The sequence below is a fragment of the Dactylosporangium sp. NPDC051485 genome (assembly GCF_040682015.1).
In the GTDB taxonomy this organism is placed as follows: Bacteria; Actinomycetota; Actinomycetes; order Mycobacteriales; family Micromonosporaceae; genus Dactylosporangium.
Map to the genome: position 1 here is coordinate 35,612 of NZ_JBFAZW010000095.1, position 6,420 is coordinate 42,031.

Annotated in this window: 7 protein-coding genes; 5 read left to right on the top strand and 2 right to left on the bottom strand. The window is 70.6% G+C overall.

All coding sequences use genetic code 11. The annotated features are described in order from the left end of the window. Positions 1–92: 92 nt before the first annotated feature. From AB0M46_RS38850 to AB0M46_RS38870, 5 genes are read left to right on the top strand one after another with little or no spacing between them, the layout of a single operon-like run. Entirely contained in the window at positions 93–971 is an 879-nt protein-coding gene (locus tag AB0M46_RS38850) for an IclR family transcriptional regulator C-terminal domain-containing protein (protein WP_363344666.1), read from the top strand. Beyond that, positions 968–1,501, top strand: coding sequence for a hypothetical protein (locus AB0M46_RS38855; RefSeq protein WP_363344668.1), 534 nt, complete (start codon positions 968–970; stop codon positions 1,499–1,501). The genes AB0M46_RS38850 and AB0M46_RS38855 overlap by 4 nt, the downstream gene beginning before the upstream one ends. A 13-nt stretch (positions 1,502–1,514) precedes the next feature. Next, positions 1,515–1,922 carry a hypothetical protein gene (locus AB0M46_RS38860; RefSeq protein ID WP_363344670.1) on the top strand — a complete coding sequence of 136 codons (408 nt, stop codon included), beginning with the start codon at positions 1,515–1,517 and terminating at the stop codon, positions 1,920–1,922. Beyond that, positions 1,919–3,193, top strand: a complete 1,275-nt coding sequence (locus AB0M46_RS38865; protein ID WP_363344672.1) for a Zn-dependent hydrolase — start codon at positions 1,919–1,921, stop codon at positions 3,191–3,193. Before AB0M46_RS38860 ends, AB0M46_RS38865 begins: the two co-directional genes overlap by 4 nt. Positions 3,194–3,198: 5 nt before the next feature. Further along, a complete protein-coding gene (locus AB0M46_RS38870) occupies positions 3,199–4,491 on the top strand; it encodes a dihydroorotase (RefSeq protein WP_363344674.1) in 1,293 nt (430 codons plus the stop codon). A 184-nt stretch (positions 4,492–4,675) separates the two neighbouring features. Here the strand turns inward: AB0M46_RS38870 and AB0M46_RS38875 are convergent, their stop codons facing one another. Together AB0M46_RS38875 and AB0M46_RS38880 are read right to left on the bottom strand one after the other, a co-directional pair. After that, complete coding sequence (locus AB0M46_RS38875; protein WP_363344676.1) at positions 4,676–5,437, bottom strand: hypothetical protein; 762 nt, start codon at positions 5,435–5,437, stop codon at positions 4,676–4,678. Positions 5,438–5,827: 390 nt separating this feature from the next. Further along, positions 5,828–6,250, bottom strand: coding sequence for a hypothetical protein (locus AB0M46_RS38880; RefSeq protein ID WP_363344678.1), 423 nt, complete (start codon positions 6,248–6,250; stop codon positions 5,828–5,830). Positions 6,251–6,420 lie beyond the last annotated feature (170 nt).

Here is a 6,420-nt window from a genome sequence, read left to right on the forward strand (position 1 = left end):
GGAAGTGCGGAAACAACTATTTCGTGTAGCGGAAACATGTCTGACACGAGGGATGGGGAAGGCTGATGGGCAAGACTGGTGAGGAGAAACCGATGCACGTCGTCGTGCGCGCGCTTGCCGTGCTCAATCACCTCTCGAGCTACCGGCAGGGCCTGACGCTGCAGCAGCTGCATCAGCAACTGGAGATCCCGGTCGGCAGCATGCACCGTTTGATGAGCACCCTGGAGCACGAGGACTTCGTCAGCCGATCGCCGACAACGAAGCGCTACGTGCTCGGCGCCAACGCGCTCAAGCTGGGCCACAGCGACGACTACGAGCCCTTCCTGATCCAGCCGCCGGCGGCGCTGATGGAGGCCGAACGGCGCTGCGGCGAGAGCGTCATACTCACCCAGCTCATCGATGGCCGGGTGGTGGCCGTCTCCATCGCCGGCACGAAGCGGCCGCTGCGCCTGTTCGTCCGCCTCGGCCAGGAAGTCCCGCTGCACGCCGCGGCGTCGGCCCGCGCGATCCTCGCCTACCAGGACCCGGCCCTGGCCGAGGCGCTGCTCTCATCGTTCCCCCGGCCGTCGTTCACGGCCGGGACGGTGCGGGAGCTGAATCGGATCATCGACCACCTGGCGCTGATTCGCGAGCGCGGGTTCGACGTCTGCGACAACGAGCTCGATGAGGGCGTGTGGGCCGTGGCCGCGCCCGTCTACAGCGGGCCAGCGGGCCGGGTCAGCACCGCCGTGACCGTCTGCGCCGCCTGGTCGCGGGTCACCACCGCGGCCGAACGCGCAGCGGCGGCGCGAGTGGTGCTCGACGCCGCGCAGCGGATCTCCCGGGAACAGGGCTACGACAAGCCGTTCACGGCCGACCCGAGCGAGGCCGAGCTGACCGACCTGTTCGCCGGCGACGCCGATGTGATCGGCTTGCCCGGCCTGGACGCCAGCTGGGCCCGGCGCGCGCCGAACACCAGGGCCAAGTCATGAGCCCGTTCACCCTGACCGCACTGGAGCGGTCCCCCGACGAGCTCGACGCCGAGCTGGCGGCCGATCTCTGGGCCGCGAGCACCGCCGGCGCGGGCTATGACGACGTGGCGGCTCGGTGGCTGTCCCGGCCGACGCTCCTGCGCCGGCTGGCGGCGGGGCTGGCCCGGCACATCCCCGCGACCGCCGACCGGATCGCGGCCGGTGGGCCGGGCGCCGCGGCGCTCGGTGCCGCGGTGTCACTGTGGACCGGGCTGCCCTTCGTCTCGTTCCCCGCCGGGCGCGACGAGCCGACACTCGGCGAGCTCGACCGGGGGGATCAGGTCGTGGCCGTCGCAGTGAGCGTGGCGACGGCGCAAGAGCTCGTGCCGCGGCTGCGCGCGCACGAAGCCGTGATCGCCGCGGTGGCCGTCGTAGTCGCCGACGACGACCATCTGGACCAGCCGGGCGGACCGGGCCGATGCGACCGTGCCGGCGAGCCGCGCACCATCGCGCTTGTGCGCCGCAAGCCGCACGGATATTTCCCAGCCTGACAGGAGAAGCTTCATGTCCATGACGAATCGGGCCGACCCGTCCAGTGTGGAACGTGCCGGTGCGGCGCTGGCGCAGCTCGCCGCGGCGTACCGTCCGACCTTGCTGGTGAGCTGGTCGGCCACGCTCGACGTGCTGCTCGCCCACGTGGTGGCCCGGCAGCTGGGGATCCGCCGCGTCGAGGCGGACATCGACCTGGGTCGGTTGTTGCTGGACGGAAACGAGCCGTCCGAGTGGATCGCCTCCGAACGGACCGTCCTCATCGCCAACGACGTCACCGCCGACCAGCCGGTCGGACCGCTCGTAGCCGCGATGATGCGCGGCGGCGGCCGGGTCGTCGCGGTCTGCTCGGTAAGGCCGGTGACGTCGGCCCACCCGGCCCTGGACGGCGTCGCGATGGCCAGTCTGGACCACACGCCATGACACCGCCGACCGTCCACAGCGCGGCGGCACCGGACACTGTGGACAGTGGCCGGATCGCGGCGCACCTGGCCCGTTTCGCGCAGCTGACCGAGGCCGGCGAGGGTTGCACCCGGCTCGCCTACACCCCGCTGGAGCGGGAGGCGCACGCCGTCTTCACCCGGCACATGACCGGCCTCGGCCTGCTCGTGCACACCGACCCGGCCGGCAACACGATCGCCGAGCTGCCCGGCGACGACGACACCCTCGGCGCGATCGGAACCGGCTCCCATCTGGACACCGTCCCGCACGGGGGCGGCTTCGACGGGATCGCCGGCGTGGCCGCCGCGATGGAGATCGCGGAGGTGGTGGCCCGCCGGGGCGTGACACACCGGAGGAAGTGGCGTTTCATCGCGTTCGCCGCCGAAGAGGGGGCCCGGTTCGGCCAGGCGTGCAACGGCAGCCGGATGGTCGCCGGTCTGACCGGCCGGGCCGACCTGGACCGGCTCGTCGACCGCGACGGTCGGAGCATGGCCGAGGCGATGAGCGCGGTCGGGCTGCATCCGGACCGCATCGACGACGCGCGCTGGCGGCCCGAAGACTGGCACGCGTTCGTGGAACTGCACATCGAGCAGGGCGAGGTGCTGCAGTCCCGCGGCGCCGACATCGGCGTGGTCGACCTGATCTCCGGCAGCACCCGGCTGCGGGTCGCGGTGCACGGCCGCGCCACCCACTCCGGCGGCACGCCGATGCACCTGCGCCACGACGCACTCGTGGTCGCCGCGCAGTGCGTCACGCTCGGCGACCGGCTGGCTCGCGACGAGAAACATCACGGCACCAGGGTCACCGTCGGGCGGCTCGAGGTCGAACCGGGCTCGATCACCACGATCCCCGGAGCGGTCGACTTCTCGGTCGACATCCGTGACGTGGACACCGTGCGTCAGCGGGATGTCGCCCGGCGGCTGGCCGCCGAGTTCGACCGGATCGCGCGGGCGCACGGGACGAGCGCCCAGATCGACGTTCTGGCCGACACGTCCCCGGTGCTGTTGTCCGCCGCGATCGCCGGACAGGTGCGCGACTCGTGTGCCGCGCTCGGGCTGTCCTACCGGGTGCTGCCCAGTGGCGCCAGCCACGACGCCCAGCAGATCAACCGCATCGCTCCGGCGGCGCTCGTCTTCGTGCCCAGCCGCAACGGCCTGAGCCACGCGCCGCAGGAGTTCACCTCGGCGGCACACATCGCGGGCGGCTCCCGAGTCGTGCTGGAGACCATGATCCGCCTGGACGCCGAGGGATGAGCACGGTGCCGGAACTGCATCTGACCGGCGTCGCCATCGCGGGCCGCCCGGGCCTCGTCGACATCCTCGTCCGTGGCGCGCGGATCGCGGCGATCACACCCGTGCCGGCGACGGTAGCCGGATCGTCCGGCCCGCAAGCGGACGTGGTACTACCTGGCCTGGTCGACCTGCACACCCACCTGCGACAGCCGGGCGGCGAGGAGGCCGAGACCATCGACTCGGGCACACGGGCGGCGGCGGCCGGCGGCTTCACCGACCTCTTCGCGATGGCCAACACCTCGCCGGTGACCGACTCGGTCGACCGCGTCGAGCGGGTGCGTGCATGGGCTCGAACGGCCGCGGCACGGGTGCATCCCGTGGCCGCGGCGACCATCGGGCTCGCCGGCCGCGACCTCGTGGACGTGGACAGGTTGGCCGACGCCGGCGTCACCGTGTTCTCCGACGACGGGCGATGCGTCGACGATGCGGCCCTCGTCCTTTCGTTGCTGCGGGCGATGGCGCGCCGCGGCGGCGTGTTCGCCCAGCACGCGCAGAGCCACTCAATCGTCCGCGACGGCGTGGTGAACGCCAGAGTGGCCGGCGACCTCGGCGTGCCGGGTTGGCCGGGCGAGGGCGAGCAGGCCGTGATCGGCCGCGATCTGGCCCTGGCCGCGGCGACCGGCGGACGCTTGCACGTGTGCCACGTCTCCACCGCCGGTGCTGTGGAACTCGTTCGGGCGGCCCGGCGCGCCGGGCTGCCGGTGACCGCGGAGGTCACCCCGCACCACCTCGTCCTGACCGACACGGATGCGGTGCGGCAGGGTCCGGCGTTGAAGGTGAACCCGCCGCTGCGCACCGACCACGATGTGCGCGCCGTACGCGCCGCGCTGCTCGACGGGACCATCGACATCGTTGCCACCGACCACGCGCCCCACCCCGCCCGCACCAAGGCGGGTTCCTGGCAGGAGGCCGCGTTCGGTCTCACCTCCCTGGAGACCGCGCTGGCCGTCACGGCCGAGGTCTGCACGGATGGGACGAGCGTCGACTGGGCGGCGGTGGCACGCGTGCTGTCGACCCGTCCGGCCGAGATCGGCCAGATCGGCGGGCAGGCCGGGCGCCCGGTGGAGGCCGGCGGGCCGGCCACATTCTGCGTCGTACGGCGAAGCCCGTGGCGGGTAGATCCGGCCGACCGGGTCAGTCGTTCGGCGAACACGCCCTTCGCGGGTCGCGAGTTTCAACACCGGGTGGTGCTCACGGTCCTCGATGGACGGATCACGCATGACTCCCGCGGGGATCGGGCGCGCCCCTGCCCGGCCTGACCCACCGCACCGTCCGAACTCCTGACCGACGCCCCGGCCCGGCCACGAGATGGTCCGGGGCGGCTTTATCGGTACAGTGCGGGCATGACCCTGACCGCGCCGGCGCCCACTCGACGAGGTCTGCAGCGCGTTCCAGAGCCTCGCCAGGTGACCTACGCGCCGATCAAGTGCGCCGGCTGAGTTCTCAGTGCGGGGAGGTGTTGAACTCGCTGCTCAATGCCAGCCCGGCGGAGCAGTCCAACTCGCCCGGGGCCAGCTGGGTGTGCGACGGCCGCCAGAGTGTCACGTCCCCCGGGGCAGCGACGCGAGCGACGACGCAATCGTACTGACTGGCGCGCAGCGCCACCCCCACAACGCCGTCCTGAACGGCGAAATCCTGATGGATGGCCGGGTCGAGTTTCAGTCCGGCCACCGCGGAGCGGACGGCGGCCTCGTTCGGGCCGACGGGGTTCAGCGCGCTCCGGAGGCGCTCGTCGACGCCCTGCAGGGACGGGTCTTTGGGAACCGACAGCGGCGCTCCCGCCGGGCAGTCGACGTCGTCGTCGCGGCTGTCCTTCTTCGGGCCCATCTGCAGGCGGAAGCAGATCGGCACGTCGCCCTGCTGGAGCACCACGTGATCGAAGCCGCGCGCCATACCGTGACCCGTCACCTTCAGTATCAGGGTCACGCCGGTCTGCCAGTGGGTCTGCCCGGTAACCGAGAGGACCTGGACGTCGGGGTGCTGGCCGGCCGAGTGCAGGTAGTCGTCGGCCTTGTAGAGGTGGTCGCGTTCGAACTGGGCGAGCACATCGTCGACCTTCTTTGCCGCGTCGGGCACCGCCGTATGGTGGATCTGCCAGTCCGGCTGACGGTGGACGTGCTCCTCGTACCGCCACGCGCCCGCCGCCGCGAGGCCTAGCACTACCACTACCGCGCCGAGCCCGGTCCACTTCGCTCTCCCCCGCATGGGCCGGATTATGTCGCAGACAGCTCGGCGGCCAGACCCGAGACCAATCGATCGAGGTCATCCGTTATGGTTCCGAGATCGAAGCTGGCACGGCGCAGGCCCGTGCACGCTCACAGCCCGCGATCTTGGCATTTGGCGGGTCAAAATGACGCGTGATTCGTCGAGTGGCAGCGTGCGACGTTCGGCTGTTCGATCGCGCCATGGATACGTTCGGCGCAGTATCGGGCGGCGACCGGGCGTTCCTGGAGGATCTGTCCGGTCTCAGAAATCATGTCGGATGACGATGCGGTGAGCTGGCCCGCGACAAGTAGATGGAGACGAACAAGGCGGTCCCGGCTCGGGTCGTCGCGTCACCAAGATGGGACGTGGCTCGATGTCCCAAGGATCATGTCATCGGTCGGCGCCTGTGAGCGATAGGGCGATGTCCAGCTCGTGCTGCTTGGCCGGGGATAGGACGCCAATCTTCTCGATCAGGAACTCCACGCTGACAGTCATCTCCCAGGTGCAGAAAATTTTGCCGTCCTTGGGCAGCGCCACGCGAACCACGCCGCTCTCCCCCAGGCCCTCCTCGGCTCCGAAAAAGACCTCGATGCCGATGGCGCGTGCGTCCGGCCCGGCCTCCTCTACGATCCGGCGTCGCTCGTCGACATCGACCGCCTGCTCGCCAGACATCAAGACGAAACCGAGCTTCTGCGACGGAGTGGCGGGTTCGACGATCTGCATGGCCAGGAATTCCGGCCCCGTGCCCCCCGAGAGCAGCACGACGGGCCGCTTTTCGTCGATCTGAGCCCACCAAAGTTCGCCGCGCTCCACATGCCCTCCTCGCAACCGGTTCTTATCAGCATCACCCCGTAATGAGATCACCTATATCAAGCGCGTTCGGGTGCGCGCACATCGGCTACTTATAGAATTTGATCTACGACCTCAACCCGGCCAGGTTGGGTCGAGGTGGCCGACGGGATCGCTCTCATCATCGGCTGTCC